At 67.0% G+C, this 24,125-nt stretch carries 20 protein-coding genes; 15 read left to right on the top strand and 5 right to left on the bottom strand.

The annotated features are described in order from the left end of the window. Window positions 1-2 precede the first annotated feature (2 nt). From OXM58_14235 to OXM58_14190, 10 genes are all read left to right on the top strand, one after another. The gene (locus OXM58_14235) at window positions 3-644 is read left to right on the top strand and encodes a hypothetical protein (GenBank protein ID MDE0149526.1); all 642 of its coding nucleotides are present in this window, start codon (window positions 3-5) and stop codon (window positions 642-644) included. A 419-nt stretch (window positions 645-1,063) separates the two neighbouring features. Next, window positions 1,064-1,363: an usg protein gene (locus tag OXM58_14230; GenBank protein ID MDE0149525.1), complete on the top strand. Its 300-nt coding sequence runs from the start codon at window positions 1,064-1,066 to the stop codon at window positions 1,361-1,363. A gap of 170 nt (window positions 1,364-1,533) precedes the next feature. Then, complete coding sequence (locus OXM58_14225) at window positions 1,534-2,868, top strand: FAD-dependent oxidoreductase (GenBank protein ID MDE0149524.1); 1,335 nt, start codon at window positions 1,534-1,536, stop codon at window positions 2,866-2,868. A 139-nt stretch (window positions 2,869-3,007) separates the two neighbouring features. Then, window positions 3,008-4,864, top strand: a complete 1,857-nt coding sequence (locus OXM58_14220) for a 2-oxoacid:acceptor oxidoreductase subunit alpha (protein MDE0149523.1) — start codon at window positions 3,008-3,010, stop codon at window positions 4,862-4,864. Between the two features lie 19 nt (window positions 4,865-4,883). Further along, complete coding sequence (locus OXM58_14215) at window positions 4,884-5,915, top strand: 2-oxoacid:ferredoxin oxidoreductase subunit beta (protein ID MDE0149522.1); 1,032 nt, start codon at window positions 4,884-4,886, stop codon at window positions 5,913-5,915. 43 nt (window positions 5,916-5,958) lie between these two features. Continuing rightward, a complete protein-coding gene (locus OXM58_14210; GenBank protein MDE0149521.1) occupies window positions 5,959-6,327 on the top strand; it encodes a nuclear transport factor 2 family protein in 369 nt (122 codons plus the stop codon). 150 nt (window positions 6,328-6,477) lie between these two features. Next, window positions 6,478-7,095, top strand: a complete 618-nt coding sequence (locus OXM58_14205; protein MDE0149520.1) for a hypothetical protein — start codon at window positions 6,478-6,480, stop codon at window positions 7,093-7,095. A gap of 215 nt (window positions 7,096-7,310) precedes the next feature. Next, on the top strand, window positions 7,311-8,990 hold the full coding sequence (locus tag OXM58_14200) for an NAD(P)/FAD-dependent oxidoreductase (GenBank protein ID MDE0149519.1): 1,680 nt from the start codon (window positions 7,311-7,313) through the stop codon (window positions 8,988-8,990). A gap of 217 nt (window positions 8,991-9,207) precedes the next feature. Next, window positions 9,208-9,966 carry a hypothetical protein gene (locus OXM58_14195; GenBank protein ID MDE0149518.1) on the top strand — a complete coding sequence of 253 codons (759 nt, stop codon included), beginning with the start codon at window positions 9,208-9,210 and terminating at the stop codon, window positions 9,964-9,966. After that, the gene (locus OXM58_14190; GenBank protein MDE0149517.1) at window positions 9,963-11,486 is read left to right on the top strand and encodes a DUF2779 domain-containing protein; all 1,524 of its coding nucleotides are present in this window, start codon (window positions 9,963-9,965) and stop codon (window positions 11,484-11,486) included. Before OXM58_14195 ends, OXM58_14190 begins: the two co-directional genes overlap by 4 nt. Before the next feature lie 9 nt (window positions 11,487-11,495). On the opposite strand, the gene polA is transcribed toward OXM58_14190, so the two are convergent. Beyond that, window positions 11,496-14,291 carry a DNA polymerase I gene (gene polA / locus OXM58_14185; GenBank protein ID MDE0149516.1) on the bottom strand — a complete coding sequence of 932 codons (2,796 nt, stop codon included), beginning with the start codon at window positions 14,289-14,291 and terminating at the stop codon, window positions 11,496-11,498. Between the two features lie 114 nt (window positions 14,292-14,405). Further along, window positions 14,406-16,109 (bottom strand): glutamine--tRNA ligase/YqeY domain fusion protein, encoded by a 1,704-nt coding sequence (locus OXM58_14180; protein ID MDE0149515.1) that lies wholly within the window; start codon window positions 16,107-16,109, stop codon window positions 14,406-14,408. A gap of 250 nt (window positions 16,110-16,359) precedes the next feature. On the opposite strand from OXM58_14180, the gene OXM58_14175 reads away from it, so the two are divergent. The 3 genes from OXM58_14175 to OXM58_14165 are packed head-to-tail and all read left to right on the top strand — an operon-like array spanning window position 16,360 to window position 18,737. Beyond that, window positions 16,360-17,343, top strand: coding sequence for an SDR family oxidoreductase (locus OXM58_14175; GenBank protein MDE0149514.1), 984 nt, complete (start codon window positions 16,360-16,362; stop codon window positions 17,341-17,343). Continuing rightward, the gene (locus OXM58_14170) at window positions 17,327-18,337 is read left to right on the top strand and encodes a glycosyltransferase (GenBank protein MDE0149513.1); all 1,011 of its coding nucleotides are present in this window, start codon (window positions 17,327-17,329) and stop codon (window positions 18,335-18,337) included. The genes OXM58_14175 and OXM58_14170 overlap by 17 nt, the downstream gene beginning before the upstream one ends. Then, entirely contained in the window at window positions 18,330-18,737 is a 408-nt protein-coding gene (locus tag OXM58_14165) for a GtrA family protein (GenBank protein ID MDE0149512.1), read from the top strand. The genes OXM58_14170 and OXM58_14165 overlap by 8 nt, the downstream gene beginning before the upstream one ends. Here OXM58_14165 and OXM58_14160 read toward each other — a convergent pair. The 3 genes from OXM58_14160 to OXM58_14150 all read right to left on the bottom strand — a co-directional run bounded on the left by OXM58_14160 (window position 18,673) and on the right by OXM58_14150 (window position 21,478). Beyond that, window positions 18,673-20,184, bottom strand: coding sequence for a glycosyltransferase family 39 protein (locus OXM58_14160; protein MDE0149511.1), 1,512 nt, complete (start codon window positions 20,182-20,184; stop codon window positions 18,673-18,675). The two genes, OXM58_14165 and OXM58_14160, sit on opposite strands and share 65 nt — an antisense overlap. Before the next feature lie 32 nt (window positions 20,185-20,216). Further along, the gene (locus tag OXM58_14155) at window positions 20,217-21,068 is read right to left on the bottom strand and encodes a TauD/TfdA family dioxygenase (protein ID MDE0149510.1); all 852 of its coding nucleotides are present in this window, start codon (window positions 21,066-21,068) and stop codon (window positions 20,217-20,219) included. A 104-nt stretch (window positions 21,069-21,172) separates the two neighbouring features. After that, window positions 21,173-21,478 carry a HigA family addiction module antitoxin gene (locus OXM58_14150; protein MDE0149509.1) on the bottom strand — a complete coding sequence of 102 codons (306 nt, stop codon included), beginning with the start codon at window positions 21,476-21,478 and terminating at the stop codon, window positions 21,173-21,175. Window positions 21,479-21,710: 232 nt separating this feature from the next. On the opposite strand from OXM58_14150, the gene OXM58_14145 reads away from it, so the two are divergent. Both OXM58_14145 and OXM58_14140 read left to right on the top strand, forming a co-directional pair. Next, the gene (locus OXM58_14145; protein MDE0149508.1) at window positions 21,711-22,934 is read left to right on the top strand and encodes an acyl-CoA/acyl-ACP dehydrogenase; all 1,224 of its coding nucleotides are present in this window, start codon (window positions 21,711-21,713) and stop codon (window positions 22,932-22,934) included. Between the two features lie 35 nt (window positions 22,935-22,969). Further along, window positions 22,970-24,109, top strand: coding sequence for a CaiB/BaiF CoA-transferase family protein (locus OXM58_14140; GenBank protein MDE0149507.1), 1,140 nt, complete (start codon window positions 22,970-22,972; stop codon window positions 24,107-24,109). Window positions 24,110-24,125: the final 16 nt, after the last annotated feature.

The raw sequence follows: 24,125 nt of genomic DNA, 5'->3' as shown, positions 1-24,125 counted from the left end.
TCGTGAACTTCTCCGACCCTACAGACGACTTTATTTCGCGTCGGATTTTGTCATTTTTGGATTTGGCTGATGGTTGGCACTATGGCGATGGACGCGCCGCAACGCAAACTGCAGTAAATTTGGCACGCTCCATCAGCTCACTACTTGTCAGAAATAACGCGGATGAAATTGAAGTTTTTCCTGATGTTAGCGGAGGTATTTTGGTATCTGGATACTATGCCGATGACATTCTCGAGATATTTTGCAGTGCCGATGGTAATTTGGAAATTGAGCATAGAGTTGAGCAAGATACTAGATTCGAAAAAGACGGTATCCTGTTTGACGAACTAACAGATTATCTTTGGAGGATGTCGTGGAAGTCGATGAAGTTATCAGACTTATTCACCCAAAACATTTTAGCCAACGAGAGCAAAGATTTAAGAGTATGGTATTCCAGAGGTCTTCTGCTACGAGCGCCGTATCGGTCATCGACACACGGTGTGCCAGAGAGCGAAGCGGATCCGAGTGCGAACACATTGGTCGTTATTACTACCCGGCCATCTCCGGACATCCCGTCATTTTCTGGCGCATACCAGCATCCGAATTTCCGGAAAACGCAAGATTCACCCGTGAGCCATCATCAACGGGCGACGAATGCCACATAAACGTCTACGACATGACAAAAGGACAAACTAGTCGAATGTTCAAAGAAGTGAGCGACGATGAATTCGAGATGTGTGATGGAATTGAACACCGACAATTAACGATTGAAGATATAGAATTTTATTTGAAGGACGGTAATGCGCTACCTAACGCTTGATACTTGATCTGACGGCCCGTTGCAGATAACCGGCTCAACGCCCATTGGATGACGATCTGCTACTGCAACCGAGTATCGTGAGCCTACCTGCAAACTGAACGATTGGGCATCATCCTAACATAGTGTCCTTAATCTTTGCTTCGGGAGGAGCGCTCTCGCGCACTATCAGCACTCCCATCGGAACGCTGCTAAATCATTGATATTGTTGAATTAATGTCCGTCTGTTAAGCTTGCGTCCCTGATACGGCAAGCGGGGAGGACGGCATGGGCACCGAACTGGGATCGCGCAGCCCGCCGGCCGCGCCGGGCCTGCTGCGACAGTTGCAGGGGCACCGGCTGACCACCGCCGAGATCATCTACCGCCTGCCCGATCATCCCGCCCTGTTGCAGACCTATGTCTGGCAGGGCCTGGACATCGCGCCGCGCTTCCCGAAGCTGGGCCGGTTCCTGTGCTTCTGGGAGGAGAATCTGGAGGGCGCGCTGCATGTCGTGCGCGTCGCGTCCCGGCAGCTGGTCCGGCCGGCGGAATTCCGCTTCGTCGACGGCGTGCTCCGGCTGAACTGACGCGACCGGCCGGACCGGACGCCCGGTCGTTTGCCCGTCCCGGCCGCCTCGCAAACGGCGGGGCCGGCGAAGGGGCCAACAAAGGGGCTTCACAAGACAGGCGCGCACGCACTAGCTTGCCAGCCGCGCGCCATCCGGCACGAGAACGATTTCAACGGCGAATTGACAGGATGACGCTCCGCGTCGCGATCGTCGGCTCCGGGCCGAGCGGATTTTACACGGCCGATTCCCTGCTGCGCTCGGTGGAAGCGGTCGAGATCGACTTCATCGAGAAGCTGCCGACGCCCTACGGGCTGATCCGTGGCGGCGTGGCGCCGGACCATGCCAAGACCAAGAACGTCGCGCGGTCCTACGAGAAGACGGCGGGCGACCCGCGGGTCCGCTATTACGGCAACGTCACGCTCGGCACAGATATCGGCCTCGATGCGCTGCGCGGCATGTACGACGCCGTTGTCCTGGCGACCGGCGCCGCCATCGACCGCAGCCTCGGCATCCCCGGCGACGACAAGGCCGGCGTGCTCGGCGTCGCCGCCTTCGTCGGCTGGTACAACGGCCATCCGGATTTCCGCGATCTCGACCCGCCGCTCGATACCGGGACGGTCGCCGTGATCGGAGTCGGCAATGTCGCCGTCGACGTCGCCCGGGTGCTGACCAAGACGCCGGATGAAATGGCGGCGACCGACCTCACCGACTATGCCGCCGCGGCGATCCATGCCGCGCCGATCCGCGACGTCTACATGTTCGGCCGGCGCGCCGCCCACCACGCCAAGTTCAGCAATGTCGAGCTGCGCGAGATGGGCCAGCTGGAGGACAGCGCGCCGGTCCTCGACCCGGCCGAGGTGCCGGAGGACGTGCCGGAGGAAACCGCCGCGACGATGAGCGACCGCGACCTGCGCATGATCCGGCGCAACCTGGCGACGCTGCGCGACTTCTCGGGCATGGAGCCCGGCGGCCGGGCCAAGCGGGTGCATTTCCGCTTCTGCGCCAGCCCGGTCGAGATCCTCGGCGGCGCGCGGGTCGAGGGCATCCGGATGGAGCGGACGCGGATCGAGGACGGAAGGGCGGTCGGCACCGGCGAGACCTTCGACATCGCCTGCGGGCTGGTGATCCCGGCGATCGGCTACTTTTCCGAGCCGGTCGACGGCGTGCCCTTCGACGGCGGCCGGAGCCGCAACAGCGATGGGCGGATCGAGCCCGGCCTCTATGCGGTCGGCTGGATCAAGCGCGGCCCGTCCGGCGTGATCGGCTCCAACAAGCCGGACGGCGCGACCGCGGCGGAGCAGATCGCCGGCGATTGCGGCAACGGGTCCGGCAAGCCCGGCCGCCAGGCGCTGGAAAAGCATCTGCAAGCCCACAATATCCGCTATGTGCCATTCGACGACTGGAAGCGGATCGAGGCCGCCGAGGAAGCCGCCGCAACCCCGCCGGCACCGCGCCGCAAGTTCGGCCGGGTACCGGAAATGCTGGCCGTGCTGGATCGACCGGCGGCCGGCGCGGAAAATTGATTTAGGTATGAAATATTCGGATGACTGATTGTTCGGGACTTTAACGATCGGCTGCGCCCCGCTATAAGCGGCAGGCGCGAAGACGTTCGGGGCAGGCCGGAAACCGCCGGCGGACCCGCAGGACAGAAGGAGAGAGCCGATGGATGGCGGCTCGGTCGTATCGGACGAAGCCGGTAACGAACTCGAAAGCGCGGTCGTCCGTTTCGCCGGCGATTCGGGCGACGGCATGCAGCTCACCGGCACCCAGTTCACGCAGGCCACCGCGATGGCCCGCAACGATCTCGCAACCTTCCCGGACTTTCCGGCCGAGATCCGCGCCCCCGCCGGGACGACCTTCGGCGTCTCGGCCTTCCAGATCCATTTCGGGTCGCGCACGATCCGGACCTCGGGCGACGCGGTCGACGTTCTGGTCGCCATGAATCCGGCGGCGCTCAAGACCAACCTGGGCGACCTGCGCAACGGCGGGCTGGTCATCGTCGATACCGGCGCCTTCACGGCGCGCAACCTGAGCAAGGCCGGCTTTGGGGAAAATCCGCTGGAGGACGGCTCCCTCGAAGGCTACCGCAAGCTCGAAGTCGACATGACCCGCATGACGGTCGAGGCGGTCAAGCCGTTCGGCCTGGGCAACAAGGATGCGCAGCGCTGCAAGAACATGTGGGCGCTCGGGCTGGTCGACTGGCTGTTCGGCCGCGACCGATCGATTAACGAAGAGTGGCTGAAGCAGAAGTTCGCCCGCAAGCCGGACATTGCCGGCGCGAACATCGCGGCGCTCAATGCCGGACACGCCTTCGGCGAAACCGCCGACATGGCGCGCGAATTCGGCAGTTTCGTGGTGCCGCCGGCCGATATCGCGCCGGGCACCTACCGGGCGCTGACCGGCGCGGAGGGCGTGGCCATGGGCCTGGTCGCCGGTGCCCGGCTGGCCGGCCTGCCGCTGCTGTTCACCGGCTATCCGATCACGCCGGCCTCGGCGCTGCTGCATCTGCTGGCGCCGCTCAAGGACTACGGCGTCACGACCTTCCAGGCCGAGGACGAGATCGCGGCGGTGTGCGCGGCGATCGGCGGCTCCTATGCCGGTGCGCTCGGCGTCACCTCCAGCTCGGGCCCCGGCATCGCGCTCAAGACCGAAGCCGTCGGCCTGGCGATCGCCACCGAACTGCCGCTGATCATCGTCAATTCCCAGCGCGGCGGCCCCTCGACCGGCCTGCCGACCAAGACCGAGCAGTCGGACCTCTATCAGGCGGTCTACGGCCGCAACGCGGATGCGCCGCTCGCCGTGGTCGCCTGCCATTCGCCGGGCGATGCCTATTTCGCCGCCATCGAGGCCTGCCGCCTCGCGGTCAAGTACATGACGCCGGTGATGTTCCTGACCGACGGCTATATCGCCAACGCCGCCGAACCCTGGCTGATCCCGGATTTCGACGACCATGAACCGTTTCCGGTGACCTTCCGCACCGATCCGGAGGGCTACCAGGTCTATGCGCGCGATCCGGAAACCCTGGCCCGCGACTGGGTCAAGCCCGGCACGCCCGGCCTGCTGCACCGGATCGGCGGCATCGAGAAGCATCATCTGACCGGCGACATCTCCTACGATGCCGACAACCACCAGAAGATGACCGACAACCGCCGGAACAAGATTCTCGGCATCGCCGGGGACATTCCGGACCAGGCGGTCGACCAGGGCCGGGAAGGCGGCAGGATCGCGGTCGTCGGGTGGGGTTCGACCCACGGGCCGATCGGCCGGGCCGTCTCCAACATGCGCGCCCGGGGCCACGACGTGTCCCACATCCACATCCGCCATATCTGGCCGATGCCGCCCAATCTGGGCGACCTGCTGAAGAGCTACGAGACGATCCTCGTGCCGGAGATGAACACCGGCCAGTTGGTGACCGTGCTGCGCGCCGAATATCTCGTCGATGCCAAACCGCTGAACAAGGTGAACGGCAAGCCGTTCCGCATCGTCGAAATCGAAGAGGCGCTGAAAGCCTGGCTCTAGGGCCGGCGGAGACCGAGCGATGAACATTCAGACCCCCGCGAGCCTGTCCCCCAAGGACTACGCCACCGACCAGGAGGTGCGCTGGTGCCCCGGCTGCGGCGACTACGCCATCCTGAAGGCGGTGCAGAAGGCGATGGCCGATATCGGCGCCGATCCGGCGAACACCGTGTTCGTCTCGGGCATCGGCTGCGCCGCGCGATTTCCCTACTACATGGAAACCTACGGCTTCCACACGATCCACGGAAGGGCGCCCAGCTTCGCGACCGGGATCAAGCTTGCCAACCCGGACCTCGACGTCTGGGTCGTCGGCGGCGACGGCGACGGGCTGTCGATCGGCGGCAACCACACGCTGCACGCCATCCGCCGCAACGTCGATATCAGCTACCTGCTGTTCAACAACGAGATCTACGGCCTGACCAAGGGCCAGTATTCGCCGACCTCGCGGCTCGGCACCCGCTCGCCGTCGACACCCCACGGCTCGATCGATTCGCCGGTCGATGCGCTGAGCTTCGCGCTCGGCGTCAACGCCCGCTTCGTGGCCCGCGGCATCGACCGGCGGCAGGACCACCTGCCCGGCCTGCTGGCCCGAGCCCACGCCCACAAGGGCTGCTCCTTCGTCGAGATCATCCAGAACTGCATCGTCTACAACGACGGCGTGTTCGAGCATTTCACCGAGAAGGAGGTGAAGGCGGACATGCAGCTCGAGGCCGAGCACGGCAAGCCGCTGCTGTTCGGCAAGGACCGGGAAAAGGGCCTGCGCATGAACCGCCACACGCTGGAACTGGAGGTCGTGACGCTGGGCGACGACGGCGTGCGCGAGGAGGATATCATCGTCCACGACGAGACCAACCGGACGATCGGCGGTGCGCTCGCCCGCCTCAAGCCGCCGGACTTCCCGGTCGCCATCGGCGTGCTCTATTGCAGCCCGGCAGAGCAGAGCTACGAGCGCGCCGTCCGCTCGCAGAATCGCGCGATCGCCGACAAGGCGCCGACCCGGGGCGACATGAACGCCCTGCTGCACCGCGGCGCAACCTGGGATGTCGCGGCGTAGCTGCGGCCGGGCGGGGACTCGCCATTCAGGAAAGACGGGAACGGTGAATCAGACAGAAGCCGAAAAGATCGTGCGCCAGGCCGAGGCGGTGTACCGCCGGCGCGATATTGAGGCGACGATGGCGCTGTATACCGACGATGCGGTGATCGTCTGGAACGGCCGCGAGGTCGCGCGCGGCGCCGACGCGGTGCGCGCCTTCCACGAGCGCTTTTACGATCCGTCGATCTGCAACGTGCAGCTCGACAAGACGCTGATCGCGGCGAGCGGCGACTGGATCGCCGTCGAATGGACCGCGGGCTGGGACAATCCCGACGGCACGAAGGCGCGCCAGATCGCCGGCGAGCACTGGAAGATGCGCGGCGACAAATTGTGCGAATGGCGCGCCTTCGTCTCGACCAAACGGGTCGGCTGACGCCGGAAGATACGGGCGGCTCTCTACAAGCCCGCCCGACGCCCTTTTCCTGCAACCTCCGAAGGTGAGCCGGACAGTCTGTAGAGGAGGGTCTGAAATGAGAAATAATTTCTAGGCCACAATTCCAAATTGAGTACTGCAATATCCGTTATGACACTTATGGACAATGAACGACCAAGAAAATCGAATCGCTTGAAGAACTGGTTGCAAAAACATTCAGCGATTCCAAATTGGGCTTTAGTCGCTATAGGTTGTCTCGCGCTGGTCTTCGCTGCCATACAGACGTATCAAGGCTGGGTTACGATTAGAGACAGAAATGAGCAGCAAAGGCCGCGCCTTTCCTTACGGATACAACTTGAACGGATAGGTGATCCTGCCGGTATTCGAATTGTTGCCCCTCTTGAGATCGGGGGCACCACCAGCGCACAGCGCGTGGTGCTCAAGAATTACGTCACCTCGGACAAGCCTAAACAGCGCGACTACATTTCCGCTATCGATGTAAATTGGAACAACAGGGAAGGGCATTTTCTCGGTGATGTGTCCACCACCGAGGTCGGAAGAAGATTTGTTGCACCGCCTCTATCTCGGCAACAGATCAAGACAATCATCTCGGCAGACAAGTCTCTCTACTTTATCGCGAGGCTCGAATACTGCGATATCAACGATTACTGCTACTACTTCATGAGATGCGCCGAAATTGGTGACTCGGGATTCGTTCAGGCCCTCGTTTACTGCGGGACTCGTTCGGGCCGCTTGGCAAAAGACTAAAGGCGGTAGTGCGAACTCAACAGACCACGAAGCGTTTTGCGGTTAGTCGTAAAATTAGCTTTGAAACCTTCCCCCGCGATCTCTCCGCCCGGAAAGGAGTCCGTGACAGGCGTCAGAGACGGCAACCCGGAACCAATCCGGAAAACATTGCCTGAAACACCGCCCTGCGCGCCGCGGGCTTGACCCCGCGCCCGCTTCGGTGACACTGCCGCGCCATGACCGAGGCTCCTCCTTCCGCCTTGCCCGATCCCGGCGCTCCCGAGGCCGATGCCGCCGATCTCGACACGTTGATCGTCGGCGCCGGGTTTGCCGGCCTGTATCTGCTGCACCGGCTGCGCGGCGCCGGCTTCCGGGCGCGGGTCTACGAGGCCGGCGGCGGGGTCGGCGGCACCTGGTACTGGAACCGCTATCCCGGCGCGCGCTGCGACGTCGAGAGCATGTCCTACTCCTACCAGTTCGACGAGGCGCTGCAGCAGGAGTGGGGGTGGACCGAGCGCTACGCCGTCCAGCCGGACATCCTGCGCTACGCCAACCATGTCGTCGACCGCTTCGCCCTGTGGCCGGACATACGCTTCGACACCCGCGTCGCGGCGGCGCACTGGGACGAGGCCGCCGGGCTGTGGCGGGTCCGACTGGAGCCGGCGGGCGGCGCGCCGGAGTGGGTGACGGCGCGCTTCTGCATCATGGCGACCGGCTGCCTCTCGACCGCCAACCTGCCGGACATACCGGGCCGCGACAGCTTTCGCGGCGCGACCTACCACACCGGGCGCTGGCCGCACGAAGAGGTCGACTTCACCGGCCTGCGCGTCGCCGTGATCGGCACCGGCTCCTCGGCCATCCAGTCGATTCCGGCGATCGCGCAGCAGGCCGCGCAGCTCACCGTGTTCCAGCGCACGGCGAACTATTCCGTCCCGGCGCAGAACCGTCCGCTCGGCGCGGCGGAGGTCGCCGCCGTCAAGTCCGACTACCGGGCGCTGCGCGAGGAGGCCAAGACGCGCTTCGGCTGCTTCCTGGTCGACCTGCCCCGGCCGTCGGCGCTGGCCGACAGCCCGGAGGCGCGGACCGCCGAATTCGAGCGGCGCTGGGAGACCGGCGGGCTCACCTTCATGGCGAGCTACGAGGATCTGCTGTACGACGCGGCGGCCAACGAAACCGCGGCCGACTTCGTGCGCGCCAAGATCCGCGAGACTGTCGACGACCCCGAGACGGCGCGCAAGCTGATGCCGACCAACGTGATCGGCTGCAAACGGCTGTGCGTCGATACCGGCTATTTCGAGACCTACAACCGGCCCAACGTGCGCCTGATCGATATCAACGAGCGGCCGATCCGGGCGATCGTCGAAGCCGGCGTGGCGATCGGGGATGCGGAAAGCGGCGGCGAGACCGGCGGCGAGGAGATCGCGGCCGACGCCATTGTCTTCGCCACCGGCTTCGACGCCATGACCGGCACGCTCAAGCGCATCGACATCCGCGGCCGCGGCGGCCTGGCCCTGCGCGAGGCCTGGGAGGCCGGGCCGCGCAGCTATCTCGGGCTGGCGGTCAACGGCTTCCCGAACCTGTTCACCATCACCGGGCCGGGCAGCCCCTCGGTGCTGACCAACATGATGCCGTCGATCGAGCAACATGTCGAATGGGTGTCGGACTGCATCGAAGCCCTGCGCGGCCGCGGCGCCGGCGTCATCGAGGCCGAGCGCGCCGCCCAGGATGCCTGGGTCGCGCATGTCAACGAGCTGGCCGACGCCTCCCTGCGCTCGACCTGCTCGTCCTGGTATGTCGGCGCCAACATCCCCGGCAAACCGCGGGTCTTCATGCCCTATATCGGCGGCTACCCCGCCTACGCCGCCCGCTGCGCCGAAATCGCCGCCGCGGGGTATGAGGGGTTTGCGATTAGGTAGGAGGCCGCCGGCTTCTGGCCGCGGGACTCCCCTGCGGCAGCGGAGGGACCGGGCTGGCGACCCCGTTTTCGCAGTTTCCGGGCTTCGCAGGGGAAACCCGAAGACTGGGAAAGCGGCAGCGCATTGTCCGGCCGGCGGATGCAGTCCAGAATGCGTGTCGATCCGCAGCGCACGGGAACGTCTGTGCGCTGCGCGCAGACCCGCGTAAGGAAATGGCATGACCGATCAAAACCGTCCGAACTTCGCCGATGTATTCAGCAAACTGAATCGCTGGCGGCATCTTCCCGGCTACCGGCTGGAGCCCAACCTCGCGCCGTTCTTCGGACTGTTTCTGCCCGATATCCTCGGAATCGGGAGAGAAGACTGTACAATCATACCCGAATTCCCCCTACGAAAGGGTACATTATGCGGCGAACACATAAAGGGAAAAAATCAGTCTGTTAAGACAGATTATGTAGTTTTCTCCAAAGATTCTAACGTAGCTTATTTTGTAGAATTAAAAACGGACAGCAGGTCATTTGACGAAGGACAACTCGAATATCTGCGCAGGGCAAAAATGGTGGGGCCTTGTTATCTGTTGGAAGCATTGCGGGAGATATGCCTCGCAACCACATACAAGAAAAAATATGCTCATCTTCTTTTTCTTCTTGCCAATGCCTCTATCGTGAAAATTTGCAATGAAAGCGAACTAGAGAGAGCGATTTGTGAGTCGAAATTACCAAATGGACAAAAATGGGAAAATGTGTTTAAGTATGATGTAATAGTCAAAGATAGACCATGGACAAGTGAAATCGTCTACATTACCCCAACAGGAGACTCTCCCTCGGAAAGTTACCTCACAAATTTGGATTTCTGTAAAGTTTCAAGCATCGTCGAAAATCGCGGTTCTTTCGGTCCGTTGTTTGCAAATTATCTCAGAAAATGGACAACTCAGGCGGGAAACACAGGTCCCCGGAAGATATGGGCAACCGAGTGACGCGCGAATCCTCCCTCTCCAAATCCCGCTACATTTCCGGGGCACAGTGCCATCTGCGGCTCTGGTACGACTGCTACGAACGCGACCTGGCGGCGGCGCCGGACGAGGCGCTCCGGGCGGTGTTCGACACCGGCCACGAAGTCGGCGAACTGGCGTGCGCGCGCATCCCCGGCGGCCATCTTGTAGCGCACGACCACCGCCATATCCCGGAGGCGCTGGAGGAAACCCGCCGGGTTATCGAGGCGGGAAACGCGCCGGCCCTGTTCGAGGCGGCGTGCCGGCATCGCGGGGTGCTGGTCCGCGCCGACATTATCGAGCGCCTGCCCGCCGGCGGCTGGCGCCTGACCGAGGTCAAGTCGACGACCCGGCTCAAGGACCTTTTCGTCCTCGACGCCGCGGTCCAGCTCTGGGTTTTGCGCGGCGCCGGGCTCGACGTGCGCGAGGCCTGCGTCCTCACCCTCGACCGGGACTATGTCTACGACGGCCGGCGGCTCGACCCCGGCGCGCTGTTCCGGCTGCACCCGGTGACCGGCCGGGCGGAGGCGCTGCTCGCGGCCGTCGAGGCCGAAGTGGACGGGATGCAGGCCATGCTCGCCGCGCCGGCCGCGCCGGACATCGCGGCCGGCGACCATTGCTTCGACCCCTATCATTGCCCGTATCACGCCCATTGCACGCGCAACGACGTACCGCCGAACCACGGTATCGACGAACTGCCCCGGCTGGGGAAGGCGGAACGCGGCCGGCTCGACGCTGGCGGAATCCAGGAGATACGCGACATTCCCGACGGCTTCCCGCTCACGCCGTTGCAGCGCATCGTCCGGCGCGCGGTCATCGAAGGCCGCCCGGTGCTGCATGGCGACATCGCGGGCATACTGGCCCGGCGGAGGCAGCCGGTCCGCTATCTGGATTTCGAGACATTCTCACCGGCGGTCCCGCGCTTTGCCGGCACGCGCCCCTACGATGCGATCCCCTTTCTCTTCTCGGTGCATACCGAACGCCGGGGCGCGCCGCCGGACCATGCCGACTATCTGCACGAGGGCGCTGACGACCCCCGCCCGGCGCTGGCCGACCGGCTGATCGAGGCGCTGGGCCGGAGCGGCAGCATTTGCACCTACTCCGGCTATGAGGGCCGCATCCTGCGCGACCTTGCGGCGGCACTGCCGGAACGGGCGGCGGCGCTTCGCGCCATCGGGGCCCGGCTGTTCGACCTGTTGCCGCCGGTGCGCGACAGCATCTACCACCCCGCGTTCCGCGGTTCCTTCTCGATCAAGAGCGTGCTGCCCGCGCTCGTTCCCGGCATGGACTACGCCGACCTTTCGATCGCCGACGGGCAGATGGCGGCCGCGCGTTACGTCCGGGCGCTGGCGGCCGACGATCCGGAAGAGCGCCGGCGCACATTCGCCGACCTGCGCGCCTACTGCGCCCGCGATACGCTGGCGCTGGCCGAACTGAGCGAGTCGCTGGCGACGGTCGGCCGGGAGAATACCGTCAGGGAGCCGGCGCACGCGCGTCCCGCGTGAGGCGCCGCCCTAGTGCGCCGCGGCCCAGTTGCCGGCGGCGCCGGCGTCGACGACGAGGGGGACGGAGAGGTCGACCGCCGGCAGGGCGGCGCGCTCCATCATCGGCTTGAGCGCGGCGACCGTGCCCTCGACCTCGCCATCCGGTACTTCGAACAACAGTTCGTCATGGACCTGGAGCAGCATCCGGGCGCCCAGCCCTTCGGCCGCCAGCGCCGCCGGCACGCGGATCATCGCGCGCTTGATGATGTCGGCCGCCCCGCCCTGCAAGGGCGCGTTGATCGCCTGGCGCTCGGCGAAGGCGCGGTGAGACGGGTTCTTGTCGCCGATGCCGGTGACATGAATCCTGCGGCCGAACGGCGTCACCACATACCCGTTGCGCCGGGCGAAGTCCTTGGTCGTCTCCATGTAGTCGCGGATGCCGGGGAACTTCTCGAAATAGGCGTCGATGAAGGCCCGGGCCTCGCCGCGGTCGATGCGCAGCTGGTTGGCCAGCCCGAAGGCCGAGATGCCGTAGATGATGCCGAAATTGATCGCCTTGGCGCGGCGGCGCACCATCGGGTCCATGCCGTCCACCGGCACGCCGAACACCTCGGAGGCCGTCATGGCGTGGATGTCGACGCCGTCGCGGAAGGCCTGCTTCAATACCGCCATGTCGGCGACATGGGCGAGCAGGCGCAATTCGATCTGGGAATAGTCCAGCGAGACCAGCGTGTAGCCGGCGTCCGGAACGAAGGCCTCGCGGATGCGCCGTCCCTCCTCGGTCCGCACCGGGATGTTCTGCAGGTTCGGATCGTTCGACGACAGCCGCCCGGTCGAGGCCACCGCCATGGCGTAGGAGGTGTGGACCCGGCCGGTCTGCGGGTTGATTTCGCCGACCAGGGCATCGGTGTAGGTGCTCTTGAGCTTGGCGAGCTGCCGCCAGTCGAGCACCCGGGCCGGCAGGTCGTGGCCCTGGGCGGCGAGGCTCTCCAGCACGTCGGCCCCGGTGCCCCAGGCGCCGGTCTTGGTCTTGCGGCCGCCTTCCAGGCCCATCCGGTCGAACAGGATTTCGCCGAGCTGCTTGGGCGAGCCGATGGCGAAGGGCTCGCCGGCAAGACCGTGGATCTCTGCCTCGTACCCGGCCATGCGCTGCTCGAAATCGCCGGATAGCCGCTTGAGGTGCCCGGCGTCGACCAGGATGCCGGTGCGCTCCATCTGCGCCAGCACCGGAACCAGCGGCCGCTCCAGCGTCTCGTAGACCGTCGTCACCCGCCCGGCGACCAGGCGCGGCTTGAGCAGCCGGTGCAGGCGCAGGGTGATCTCGGCGTCCTCGGCGGCATAGTCGGTCGCCTTGTCGAGGTCCGCCTCGGCGAAGCCGATCTGCGCCTTGCCCTTGCCGCAGACGTCGGCGTACTTGATCGTGCTGTGCTCGAAATGCAGCCAGGCGAGATCGTCGAGACCGTGCTTGTGGCGGCCGGCGTCGCAGACATAGCTGAGCAGCATGGTGTCGTCGACCGGCGCGATGGCGATGCCGTAGCGGGCCATGACCACCGCGTCATACTTGATGTTGTGGCCGATCTTGAGGGTCGCCGGGTCCTCCAGCAGGTCCTTGAGCAGGGCGAGCGCCCGCTCGAACGGGATCTGCTCCGGCGCCGCCGCGCCGTCGAGCGCCAGGGCCGCGCCGCCGTCCGAGCCCGGCGCGACATGGGCGAGCGGCACATAGCAGGCCCGGCCCGGCTCGACCGCCAGCGAAAAGCCGACCAGCTCGGCGCGCATCTCGTTCAGCGAGGTCGTCTCGGTATCGAAGGCGACCGTGCCGCGCTCGCGCGCCAGCGCAATCCATTCGGCGAGCCGCGCCTCGTCCTGAACCGCCTCGTAGACCGCGGCTTCCGGCGCCGGCGCGGGATCGGCGGCCTCGTCCGGTTGCGCCTCGATCAGCCCGGCCTCGACGAACCCGGCCTCCATCCGCCGGGTGATGGTGCGGAACTCCTGCTGGCGCAGGAAGCCGAGCAGCACGTCCGGCTCCGGCGGCTCCAGGCGGAATTCTTCGACCGCCGCGTCTGTCGGCACGTCGTCCTTCAGCACGACCAGATCGCGCGACAGGCGCGCCATGTCGGCGAATTCGATCAGGTTTTCGCGGCGCTTGTTCTGCTTGATCTCGGACGCCCGGGCGAGCAGCGTATCGAGATCGCCGTATTCGCCGATCAGCTGCGCCGCCGTCTTCTGGCCGATGCCGGGCACGCCGGGCACGTTGTCGGTGCTGTCGCCCATCAATGCCTGGACGTCGACCACCTTGTCCGGCGCGACGCCGAACTTCTCGGCCACCTCCGGCGCGGCGATCCGCTTGTCCTTCATCGGATCGAACATGGTGACGCTGTCGTTCACCAGCTGCATCAGGTCCTTGTCGGACGACACGATGACGGTCTCGAAGCCCTTGGCCGTCGCCTCTTTCGCATAGGTCGCGATCAGGTCGTCGGCCTCGTAGCCCTCCAGCTCGATGCAGGGCAGGTTGAAGGCGCGGGTCGCCTCGCGCACCAGGGCGAACTGCGGGCGCAGCTCCTCCGGCGGCTCGTCGCGGTTTGCCTTGTATTCGGGATAGAGATCGTTGCGGAACGTCTTCGAGGAGGCGTCGAAGATCACCGCCAGAAAGTCCTCCGCATCGTCAGAGCGCACCTGCTCGATCAGCTTCACGATCATGTTGCAGAAGCCGTTGACGGCGTTGGTGTGCACGCCGTCGGAGCGCTTGAAGGAATCGACCGGAATGGCGTGAAACGCCCGGAAGATATAGGCCGAGCCGTCGATCAGATAGAGCTGCGGGGCGGGCATGGCGGTTCCCTGTGAAGGCCGTTGCGAAAGACCGGCGGGCGGGTGCGGCCGATCCTAGCGCATTTCGCTCATGCGCTTCATCCCCTGTCCGCCCTGTGCAAGCCCGTCCGTCTCCTACCGCCCCTGCTGCTTCGCCCAGCTGTCGCGCAGGGTGACGGTGCGGTTGAAGACCGGGCGGGCGGGGCTGCTGTCGGGATCGGGCGCGAAATAGCCGGTGCGCTCGAATTGCAGGGTCTCGCCGGGGGCGGGGGCGGCGAGCACCGGTTCCAGCTTCGCGTTCGGGACCACCGTCAGCGAGTCCGGGTTGAGGTCGTCGAGCCAGTCGCGGCCGCCGCTGCCGGGGATTTCGGCACTGAACAGCCGGTCGTAGAGCCGGACCTCGGCGTCGAGCGCGTGGGCCGCGGAGACCCAGTGGATCGTGCCGCGCACCTTGCGGCCGTCCGGCGCCGTGCCGCCGCGCGACTCCGGGTCGATGACGCAGCGCAACTCCGCGATCCCGCCGTCCGCGCCGCGCACCACGCCGGTGCAGGTCATCAGATACGCGAAGCGCAGCCGCACCTCCCGGCCCGGCGCGAGGCGGAAGAACTTCTTCGGCGGGTCTTCCATGAAGTCGGCGCGCTCGATCCAGAGTTCGCGGCCGAAGGGGATGTCGCGCGTGCCGCGGTCCGGGTCGGCGGGATGGTTGGCGGCCGGGAGCCGGTCCACCTTCCCCTCCGGCCAGTTCTCGATGACGACCCTGAGCGGATCGAGCACCGCCATGCGGCGCGGCGCAGCCTCGTTCAGCACGTCGCGCACCGCGGCGTCGAACTGGGCCGCCTCGACCAGGTTGTCCGCCTTGGCGACGCCGATGCGCCGGACGAACTCCCGGATGCCTTCCGGCGGCACGCCGCGCCGGCGCAGGCCGGCGAGCGTCGGCATGCGCGGATCGTCCCAGCCGGCGACATGGCCCTCCCCGACCAGCCGGATCAGCCGGCGCTTCGAGAGCACCGTGTGGCCGAGGTTGAGCCGGGCGAACTCATACTGCCGGGGCCGCGACGGCACCGGCAGATGCTCGACCAGCCAGTCGTAGAGCGGCCGGTGGTCCTCGAATTCCATGGTGCAGATCGAGTGGGTGACATGCTCGATGGCGTCCGACTGGCCGTGGGCGAAATCGTAGGTCGGGTAGATTTTCCAGCGCTCGCCGGTGCGCGGATGGGCGGCGTGCAGGATACGGTAGAGCACGGGATCGCGCAGGTTGAAGTTGCCGCTCGCCATGTCGATCTTCGCGCGCAGCACCCGGGCGCCCTCCGGGAATTCGCCCGCCTTCATGCGGCGCAGCAGGTCGAGATTCTTCGCCGGCGTGCGGTCGCGGTACGGGCTGTTCTTGCCCGGCTCGGTCAGCGTGCCGCGGCTGGCGCGCACCTCCTCGGCCGTCTGGTCGTCGACATAGGCGAGGCCGCGTTCGACCAGATGTTCGGCCCAGTCGTAGAGCCGGTCGAAATGGTCCGAGGCGTGGTGGAGATGCGCGCCCCAGTCGAAGCCGAGCCAGCGCACGTCCGCCTTGATGGCGTCGATATAGAGCTGCTCCTCCTTCAGCGGGTTGGTGTCGTCGAAGCGCAGGTGGCAGCGCCCGCCGAACTCCGCCGCGACACCGAAATTCAGGCAGATCGACTTGGCGTGGCCGATATGGAGATAGCCGTTGGGCTCGGGCGGGAAGCGGGTGACGACCGTGCTTTCCCTGCCGCTTTCCAGGTCGGCGCGGACGATGTCGCGGATGAAGTCGCGCGGGACTTCCCCTGTCAGCGGCTCTGTCGGGGCTGGAGGATCGGCGTCGGACATGGCGGGAGCGGGTCGGGGCGAGCGGTTGTGCCGGAAGACAGGTGCCAGAAGCCGCGCCGCCGGGAAAGCGGCCATATCGCCCGCCTTGCAGGCACCGACGCCGCCAGACGTAAAGCCGCAGACTTGCCCGCCGCGCCCGGTGATATAACCGGCCGCCGAACATCGCATACCGGACCGGCAGGCGCCCGAAACGGCCGGGACGGGGCGGGACCGGCATTCCGCGGTCATATCACCCGGCGCCGGCGCGCAGATGAAGCACTACACCGAACGCACACTCGTCACCGGGGGAGCCGGCTTCATCGGCTCGCATCTCTGCGCACGGCTGATCCGCGAGGGCTGCGACGTCATCTGTCTCGACAATCTGTTCACAGGGTCCAAGGCAAACATCGCCCCGCTTCTCGGCGCGCCGAATTTCGAATTCATCCGCCACGACGTGACGGAGCCGCTGCGCCTCGAGGTCGACCGCATCTTCAACCTCGCCTGCCCGGCGAGCCCGGTGCACTACAAGCACGATCCGGTGCAGACCGTGAAAACCTCGGTGCACGGCGCGATCAACATGCTGGACCTCGCCCGGCGCTGCGGTGCGCGTATCCTCCAGGCCTCGACCAGCGAGGTGTATGGCGATCCGCTCACCCATCCCCAGGCCGAAGACGACTGGGGCAATGTCAACCCGATCGGCCCGCGCGCCTGCTACGACGAGGGCAAGCGCTGCGCCGAGACCCTGTTCTTCGACTATCACCGCCAGTACGGCGTCGATACCCGCGTCGCGCGCATTTTCAACACCTACGGACCCCACATGCACGCGTCGGACGGGCGGGTGGTCTCCAATTTCATCGTCCAGGCCCTGCTCGGCCGGCCGCTGACCGTCGCCGGCGACGGCAGCCAGACCCGGTCCTTCTGCTATGTCGACGACCTGGTCGACGGGCTTCTGGCCTACATGGCGCTCGAGGATGCGCCGCCGGGGCCGGTCAATTTCGGCAATCCGCAGGAAACCGCCATCGCCGGGCTCGCCGAGACGATCGTGCGGCTCTGCGGCAGCGGCTCGTCCACGGTCTTCGTTCCGCTGCAGGAGGACGACCCGGTGCGCCGCCGGCCCGACATTTCGCGCGCCGCCCGGCTGCTCGGCTGGTCGCCGGATACGGACCTGGAATCCGGCCTCGCAGAGACCGTCGCCTGGTTCCGCGAGCTGCTGCGCACCGTCCCGGAACACCGGATCGATGTCGCACAGCCGTGAGGCGGCTCGGCCCGATTCGGTCTGGGCCGTCGTCACCCCCGTTTTCGAGGACGGCGCCTCCTTCGCCGCGCTGTGCCGGGACCTGGCGCGCGTCGACGCCAGCGTCACCCTGGAGATCCTCGCGGTCGACGACGGCTCGATCGGCTCGCCGCCTGCGATCGACGCCATGCGCGAAGCGGGCCTCGCCGGCCGGATCGTCCGCCTGAAGCGCAATTGCGGGCACCAGACGGCGGCCTGGGTCGGCCTGACGGTGGCGGCCGCGGACCCGCGCCACGACGGGGCCGTCGTCATGGACAGCGACGGCGAGGACAGGCCGGAGGATATCCCGCGCCTGATCGCGGCGGTGGGGCCGGACTGCGACGCCGCCGCGGCCCGCCGGGGGCGCCGGCGCGAATCGCTGTCGTTCCGGCTGTTCTACCGGATCTACCGCCTGTTCTTCGGCCTGATGACGGGCCGCGAAATCCGGTCCGGCAATTTCTGCGCCCTCGGCCGGCGCGCCCTGCTGCGCCTGACGGCGATGCAGGAGACGCGGATCCACCTTGCCGCGGCGCTGATCAAGTCCCGTCTCAGGCGCGCAGAAATCCCTTGCGACCGCGGCGCACGCTACTCGGGCCGCTCGCAGATGAATTTCTACGACCTGGCGCTCCACGGCCTGCGCGCGGTAGCGGTGTTCGACGACGCCGTGCTGACCCGGATGGGCGCGGTCTGCGCCTGGGCGGCGGCGTCGGGCGTCGCGATATTCCTGGTTGGCCTGGCGCTGAAGCTCGCCGGCCAGACGACGCCCGGCTGGCTGACCTTCGTAACCGGGTTCCTGGTCCTGGTCTTTCTCCAGACCGCGATCCTCAGCCTGGTGGCGCTGATCATGAACGCGCTCGGCTACCGCTCGCCGGCGGACCTCGAAGCGGCGGCGGTGTCGCTGATCCTGGAGACCGAAACGGCGCCCGGCAATCCCGACACCGGCGATCCCGCCCCCGACGATCCTTCCGATGCGTGAGGAAGCCGGCCGGGTCCTGCGCTTCGTGCTGAACGGACTGTTCGCGACCGCGGTGCACTACGCCGTCCTCGCCGGCCTGGTGGAAGGCGCCGGCATGGCCTCGGCGGCGATCGCCAACGCGCTGGCGGCCGTATGCGGCATCGCGGTGTCCTATATCGGCAATCGCAGTTTCGTCTTGCGAAGCCGCGCCCCGCACCGCCGGGCCGGGCCGCGCTTTCTCGCCGGCTATGCCGCCGTCGTCGCGCTGCACGGCGGAGCGATGGCGCTCTGGGCGGATCTCGGCGGCCTGGACTACCGCATCGGCTTTCTGTTGTTTACCGGGTTGGCGGCGGTCCTCACCTATCTGCTGAACCGGTTTTTCGTGTTCCGGGAGGCCGGGGCGGAATCACCGTCCAGGTAATCCGGATCGGGCGGGCCGTCGGCGAGTCGCTCCACCGGAATGTCTCCCGGCGCAGCGGCCGCCCGGCGGCGAGCGCAGCCATTCCCGGCGGCAGTTTTCGCCCGGTCCGCCAGACCGCCAGCGCGCCGCGCTCGGCGATATCCCGGTCCGAAACCCAGGGCGATTTTCCCGGATCGGCATTTATCGATACGGACGGACCGCCCGGCGCCTTCAGCGCGACCAGGCCGGCCAGCCATTGATGCCCGACGACGATCCGGGGCGCGGCGCCGGTCTCCTCGATATAGCCGCGCAGCAGCCGGCCGGCGATTGCATCCTGCGGCCAGGCGACCCGCACCGGCTTGTCGGAGATCGATGCGCCGAACAGCACGGCGGCGGCATAGGCCGCCGGGACCAGCACCAGCAGGCCGGCGGCCATCGCGCCGAGCCGGGCGAGCCGCCGCCCGTCGAAGCGCCCCGGCAGCAGCGCCATCAGCAGCAGGCCGGACCAGTTGAACATCGGCATGCCCCACATGTCCTTCAGCCCCAGGCCGGTTGCGACGGCCGCCAGCACTGTCAGCAGGAGGGGTCCGATGCCGAGTATCAGGAGGAAGCGGCGCGCCCCGGATTCCTCTGCCGGCGCGCGTGCGGCGCCGGCGCCGAACAACCCGGCGGCCAGCGCCATGAGCGCGAACACGGCATGGTCCGCCAGCTGGGCGAGCAGGAAGGAGACAGGTCCTCCGGCCTTGCTCGATCCCGCCCGCGTCGTCGCATAGTCGAGCGGCAGGAACCCGGACTCGACCAGGTAAATCGCCTGCGGCAGCGCGACGAGCGCGCACGCAGCCAGCGCGAGCCACGGGCCCGGCCGGGAGAGGCAGGCGCGCCCGCGCCCGTCGGCCAGCAGCCACACAAAGGCCGCCAGAAGCAACAGGCCGGATGAGTATTTCGCCCACAGCGACAAGCCGGCGAACAGGCCGAGCAAGAACCACCAGAGAATGCGCTCGCTCTGGACCGCGCGCCAAAGGGCGAGCCCGGTCCACGCCCAGAGGGGCATCTGCAGGAGATTGTGGTTCACCTCCGGCGTCGGCCAGGAATAATAGAAGATACCGGTCAGCAGGAGGGTGCCGGCGAGCGCCCGGCCTGGCCCCAGCAGGTCCCGGCCCAGCAGGTAGACGGCGGCGAAGGTCGCGGCGACGCAGCCTTGCCCGAACAGATAGACCGGCCAGAGCGCGCCGAAGGAGGCCAGGCGGACCGCTTCGAGCAGCAGGCCGGGAAGGTTGGGATGCTTGTAGGTGGCGACGACGCCTTCCCGGCCCCAAACCAGCATCTCGACGACGTCGAGCGGCGGCGCGCTGTGGGTCAGCGCCGGCGCCAGGGTCCAGAACAACGCCTGCGCCGCGCACAGCGCCACGACCGACCGCCCGGGACGGGCCGCAGCGGCCTCGAAGACTGTCATCGGAAAAGCGGCCATCCGGCGCTCTGGTTCAATGCGGGGCGCCCCGGTCAGGCCGGCCGGTCGCCGGCGATCGAGATGCGGTGCATAAGGCGCCGATGGCCGTGATAATCGTTGAGCGGATAGTGCTGGGACGCCCGGTTGTCCCAGAAGGCGACGGCGCCCGGCGTCCAGACGAAGCGGCAGGTGAATTCCGCCTGCGTCTGGTGCCGGAACAGATACCCCAGGATCGGGGCGCTTTCCCTCTCGGTCATGCCCTCGAAGCGCGTCGTGTGCCCGGTATTGACGTAGAGCGCCGGCCGACCGGTCTCCGGGTGGGTGCGCATGACCGGGTGGACGGCCTCCTTCAGCGTCTTCGCGTCCTTGCCCGGCCCGTCGGCGTCGCCGCGGTTGCGGGTGATCTGGGCCGACGCCTTGGCCGAACTGTTGACCGCCCGGAGCGGCCGGAGCGCGGCCTTCATCCCTTCGGAGAGGGATTCCCAGGCGAGATACTGGTTGGCGAACAGGGTATCGCCGCCGGCCGGCGGCAGCTCCCGCGCCGCCAGCATCGCGCCCATCGGCGGTTCTGCCGTGTAGGTGGTATCGGAATGCCAGATGCCGCCGAAATTGACCCGCTCGTGCTCCAGCTTGAGGACCGGCGCGATTTCCGGAAAGCCATCGATGCCCTCGACCATGGGATAGGGCACCGGGTCGCCGAAGCGGCGGGCGAAGGCGAGTTGCCGGGCCGGGGTGATCTCCTGATCGCGGAAGAAGACGACGAGATGGTCGAGCAGGGCCTGCCGGATCGCCGCCACTGTCGCGTCCGGCAGGTCGGCCGCCAGATCGACGCCGCGGATTTCCGCGCCGATCGCCGGCGCGATCGGCACGATCTTCAGCCCGGTTGCGGTGGCGGCGCCGTCCATGCCCGGATTCAAGCGGCGGCGGCAACGCTTGGCAAGCCGAACTTCCGCCTGCCTGCGGTGCACCGCCGGGCCGCGCGGCGCATCGGCCCGCGGCATCCGCCGATTCAGCCGGCCCGCGCCTCGAGGGTCGGTATCCCGGACACGTCGACCTCGCGTTCCGCACGCGCCATATCGTGGAGCCGTTGCAGGTTGATCCAGAAACCGGCGCCGTTGCCGAACAGCTTGCCGAAACGGACCGCCATTTCGGCGGTGACCGGCTGCTTCTCGTTGAGAATGGCGTAGAGCGTCTGGCGGGATATGCCGAGCGCTTCCGCCACCGCCGTCCTGCTCATCGACAGGGCGGGCAGGACGTCTTCCCGCAGAATTTCTCCGGGATGCACCGGATCGATGGAAGGATGCCGTTCGATCATCGGTGATAGTCCTCTATGTCCACGTCCGTCGCCGCGTCGCCGTCCCATCCGAAGGTGACGCGGTAGTTGGCCGTCAGGCGGACGGCGTAGCGGCCGGCCCGGATATGTCAAGCGCCGCCTTACAACAACGACATCCGGTTGCCGCCGGCCGGAGAGCCGCCGCGCGGGCGTGTCCGCTTCCCTTGGCGGCGGACATGCCCTAGGCCGGGATCGCCGCCGGAGAGTGCGAACCATGACCATCGTCGAAACCGCCACACCCGCCGCCGATCCTGCCGGGAGCGTTGCCGGCAACCCCTATGCCCCGGACCCGGAGATCGAGGCGATCCGGCAGTCCGTGCGCGCGCTGTGCGCCGGGTATCCGGGCGAATACTGGCGGGCGAAGGACCGGGAGCGCGCCTATCCCACGGAGTTCGTCCGCGCGCTCACCGAGGCCGGCTTCCTCGCCGTGCTGGTGCCGGAGGCCTATGGCGGCAGCGGCCTCGGCCTGCGCGCGGCCTGCGCGATCCTTGAGGAGATCCACAAGAGCGGCGGCAACGGCGCGGCCTGCCATGCCCAGATGTACATCATGGGCACGATCCTGCGCCACGGCTCCGAGGCGCAGAAGACACGCTGGCTGCCGGGCATCGCCTCGGGCGACCTGCGGCTGCAGGCGTTCGGCGTGACCGAGCCGGGCAGCGGCACCGACACGCTTTCGCTGCGCACCGTCGCCGAGAAGAGGGGCAACGACCGCTATGTCGTGAACGGCCAGAAGGTCTGGACCTCGCGCGCCGAGCATTCCGACCTGATGCTGCTGCTGGCCCGGACGACGCCGAAGGAGGAGGTGAAAAAGCGCACGGAGGGCCTGTCCGTCTTCGTCGTCGACATGCGCGAGGCGCGGGGCAACGGCCTGACGATCCGGCCGATCCGCACCATGATCAACCACGCCACCACAGAAGTCTTCTTCGACGATCTGGAAGTCCCGGCAGAGAATCTCGTCGGCGCGGAGGGGCAGGGCTTCCGTTACATCCTGGACGGCATGAACGCCGAGCGGGTGCTGATCGGCGCGGAATGCATCGGCGACGCCCGCTGGTTCATCGGTAAGGCGCGCGACTATGCCGCCGAGCGCCAGGTGTTCGGCCGGCCGATCGGCCGGAACCAGGGCATCCAGTTCCCGATCGCGAAGGCTTATGCCGCGACCGAGGCCGCCGACCTGATGGTGCAGAAGGCGGCCTGCCTGTTCGACGCCGGCGAGCAGCCCGGCGCCGAGGCCAACATGGCCAAGATGCTCGCCGCCGACGCCGCCTGGGAGGCCGCCGACATGTGCATGCAGGCTCATGGCGGCTTCGCCTTCGCCGAGGAATACGATATCGAGCGCAAGTTCCGCGAGACCCGGCTCTACCGGACCGCGCCGATCTCGACCAACCTGATCCTCAGCTACATCGCCGAGCACGTCCTCGGCCTGCCAAGGTCGTTTTGAGGGTGCGGCACCGCCACTGACCCGGATCGCGCCCCATGAACCCCTTCGCCGACATTCTCGTAATTTCCATCGACCAGGCGGCGGCGGCGCCGCTGTGCGCGGCCAAGCTGGCCGATGCCGGCGCGCGGGTGATCAAGGTCGAGCGGCCGGGCGGCGATATTGCGCGCTACTACGACAGCGCGGTGAACGGACTTTCGGCCTATTTCGTCTGGCTCAACCGGGGCAAGCAATCCATCGTCCTCGACCTCAAGGACGCGGCAGACGCGACGCTGCTGCACCGGATGATCGCCCGGGCCGACGTGTTCCTGCAAAATCTCGCGCCCGGCGCGGCGGCGAAGCTCGGCTTCGGCTCGGAGGCCCTGCGCGCGCAGCATCCGCGGCTCATCGCCTGCGATATCTCCGGCTACGGCGACGGCGGGCCCTACGAGGCCATGAAGGCCTACGACCTGCTGGTGCAGGCGGAATCCGGCGTCGCGGCGATCACCGGCAGCCCGGACGAGCCGGCGCGGGTCGGCGTCTCGGTCGCCGATTTTTCCGCCGGGGTGCACGCCTACGGCGCGATCATGGAAGCCCTCTACGCGCGCGAGAAGACCGGCGAAGGGCGGGCGATTTCCGTCTCCCTGTTCCACACCCTCGCCGACTGGATGAACGTGCCGCTGTTTCACAACGACCTTGGGGACGGCGGCTTCGCGCGGGTCGGCTTGCGCCATCCGACGATCGCGCCCTACGGCCTGTTCCTGTGCGCCGGCGGCGAGCCGATCGTGCTCGCGATCCAGAATGCCCGCGAATGGGTGCGCCTGTGCGAGGCGGTGCTGGAGCGGCCGGACATGGCGGACGACCCGCGCTTTGCCGACAACGGGGCGCGGGTGGCGAACCGGCCGGCGCTGGAAGCCGAGATGGGCGCCGTCTTCGGCGCGTTATCGCGCGGCGAGGCGATCCGCCGGCTCGAGGCGGCACAGATCGCCTGGGGGCGGGTCAACAGCGTCGCCGACCTTTCGGCCCATCCCGAACTGCGGCGGGTGCCGGTCGAGACGCCGAACGGCCCGGCGCAGATGGTCCCGCCCGGCACGCTGGTCCGCGAATTGGGCGCGCCGCGGCTCGGCGCCGTCCCGGCCCTGGACCAGCACGGCCCGGCCATTCGGGCAGAGTTTGCCGTGGACCGGCCCGGAAACTGAGTGGCGCCTGAATGGG

Source organism: Rhodospirillaceae bacterium (assembly GCA_028819475.1).
Classification (GTDB): Bacteria; Pseudomonadota; Alphaproteobacteria; order Bin65; family Bin65; genus Bin65.
The sequence above is the reverse complement of the archived record's forward strand: the minus strand, read 5'-3'. Positions and strand labels throughout refer to the sequence as shown.

Excerpts from the sequence above, each read along its gene's own strand:
- OXM58_14230 (MDE0149525.1), top strand. The coding sequence starts at position 1,064 with ATGGGCACCGAACTGGGATCGCGCAGCCCGCCGGCCGCGCCGGGCCTG.
- OXM58_14225 (MDE0149524.1), top strand. The coding sequence starts at position 1,534 with ATGACGCTCCGCGTCGCGATCGTCGGCTCCGGGCCGAGCGGATTTTAC.
- OXM58_14220 (MDE0149523.1), top strand. The coding sequence starts at position 3,008 with ATGGATGGCGGCTCGGTCGTATCGGACGAAGCCGGTAACGAACTCGAA.
- OXM58_14215 (MDE0149522.1), top strand. The coding sequence starts at position 4,884 with ATGAACATTCAGACCCCCGCGAGCCTGTCCCCCAAGGACTACGCCACC.
- OXM58_14205 (MDE0149520.1), top strand. The coding sequence starts at position 6,478 with ATGACACTTATGGACAATGAACGACCAAGAAAATCGAATCGCTTGAAG.
- OXM58_14200 (MDE0149519.1), top strand. The coding sequence starts at position 7,311 with ATGACCGAGGCTCCTCCTTCCGCCTTGCCCGATCCCGGCGCTCCCGAG.
- OXM58_14195 (MDE0149518.1), top strand. The coding sequence starts at position 9,208 with ATGACCGATCAAAACCGTCCGAACTTCGCCGATGTATTCAGCAAACTG.
- polA (MDE0149516.1), bottom strand. The coding sequence starts at position 14,291 with ATGCCCGCCCCGCAGCTCTATCTGATCGACGGCTCGGCCTATATCTTC.
- OXM58_14180 (MDE0149515.1), bottom strand. The coding sequence starts at position 16,109 with ATGTCCGACGCCGATCCTCCAGCCCCGACAGAGCCGCTGACAGGGGAA.
- OXM58_14175 (MDE0149514.1), top strand. The coding sequence starts at position 16,360 with ATGAAGCACTACACCGAACGCACACTCGTCACCGGGGGAGCCGGCTTC.
- OXM58_14170 (MDE0149513.1), top strand. The coding sequence starts at position 17,327 with ATGTCGCACAGCCGTGAGGCGGCTCGGCCCGATTCGGTCTGGGCCGTC.
- OXM58_14165 (MDE0149512.1), top strand. The coding sequence starts at position 18,330 with ATGCGTGAGGAAGCCGGCCGGGTCCTGCGCTTCGTGCTGAACGGACTG.
- OXM58_14160 (MDE0149511.1), bottom strand. The coding sequence starts at position 20,184 with ATGGCCGCTTTTCCGATGACAGTCTTCGAGGCCGCTGCGGCCCGTCCC.
- OXM58_14155 (MDE0149510.1), bottom strand. The coding sequence starts at position 21,068 with ATGGACGGCGCCGCCACCGCAACCGGGCTGAAGATCGTGCCGATCGCG.
- OXM58_14150 (MDE0149509.1), bottom strand. The coding sequence starts at position 21,478 with ATGATCGAACGGCATCCTTCCATCGATCCGGTGCATCCCGGAGAAATT.
- OXM58_14145 (MDE0149508.1), top strand. The coding sequence starts at position 21,711 with ATGACCATCGTCGAAACCGCCACACCCGCCGCCGATCCTGCCGGGAGC.
- OXM58_14140 (MDE0149507.1), top strand. The coding sequence starts at position 22,970 with ATGAACCCCTTCGCCGACATTCTCGTAATTTCCATCGACCAGGCGGCG.